This window comes from Syntrophomonas sp. UBA5494, assembly GCF_002426325.1.
Genome location: NZ_DIPG01000078.1, coordinates 3,371 through 4,407, shown reverse-complemented (window position 1 = coordinate 4,407; position 1,037 = coordinate 3,371). Strand labels below are relative to the sequence as shown.

At 49.2% G+C, this 1,037-nt stretch carries 1 protein-coding gene and 1 other annotated feature (1 of these 2 cut by a window edge); the gene reads right to left on the bottom strand.

What is annotated here, in order from left to right:
* Window positions 1–56: a binding site (T-box leader), on the bottom strand (it extends 260 nt beyond the left edge of the window).
* Between the two features lie 72 nt (window positions 57–128).
* Window positions 129–1,037, bottom strand: a 909-nt coding sequence (gene gltX, locus B3W37_RS08785) for a glutamate--tRNA ligase (RefSeq protein ID WP_483175418.1), incomplete at its 5' end; no start/stop codon positions are given.

The following is a 1,037-nucleotide window of genomic DNA, read 5'->3' as shown; positions in this document are numbered from 1 at the left end:
GACCTTTTCTCTCTGGCAGCGATCGAGGCTCTACTTCTCCCATTCCCAGCATTTATATTTATCATTAGTTAAATTATATGCAGGACAAAATTTTATGTCAACCAAACCGAACAGAATAGCGCTTTCCTCTATTTACCTGTTAACATCTTCAAGCTCTGCTGCACCCGATTAAGGCTTTCTTCTTTCCCCCACAGGCTTATCAGACTGGGCAGATCAGGTCCGTGCACCTGTCCGCTCAGGGAACAGCGCAAAGGCATGAATACATCTTTAGGCTTCAATTTGTTCTGCTTGGTGATCAGCTTCAGGTGTTGTTTAATAACCTCCGGCTCCAGACTGTCAGGAAAAGATTCTATAAAAGCCTGCAAGACCAGCCCGGTATTTTCCCCTTGTAAAACCTCCAGGGCCTCGGGGGCAAAGCTAACCGGCTCGAACAGCAGCGCCACTTCTTTTACGATATCGCTCAAACAGACCAGATGATCTTTGACCGTTGCTATCAGCAAGAGGTATTGCTGCAGGGGGAGGGCTTCAATCTGGTTCCGGTAAGGAGAAGCCAGGAGGTATGGTTTAACCCGTTCCGCCAGTGTTTCGATATCGAGCTTGCGGATATACTGCCCATTCATCCAATTAAGCTTCTCCAGGTCAAAAACCGCCGGGCTCTTGGCCACCCGTTCCAGGGTAAAGGCCTCAATGATCTGACCCATATCCAGGATCTGCTCTTCACCCTCAGGCGACCAACCCAGCAAGCTCAAAAAGTTGACCAGGGCTTCAGGAAGATAACCCATCTCCCGGTACTGCATCAAAGAAGTGGCCCCGTGGCGTTTGCTCATTTTCTGGCGGTCGCTGCCCAGAATCAAGGAAATATGCGCAAATTCCGGCCGTTTAAAATGCAGGGCTTCGTAAATCATCAGCTGGCGCGGGGTGTTGGATAGGTGTTCCTCAGCGCGTATAACATGGGTAATCCCCATGAGTACATCATCGATGACCACCGCAAAATTATAGGTAGGCAGCCCGTCTGATTTTACTATGATGAAGTCTCC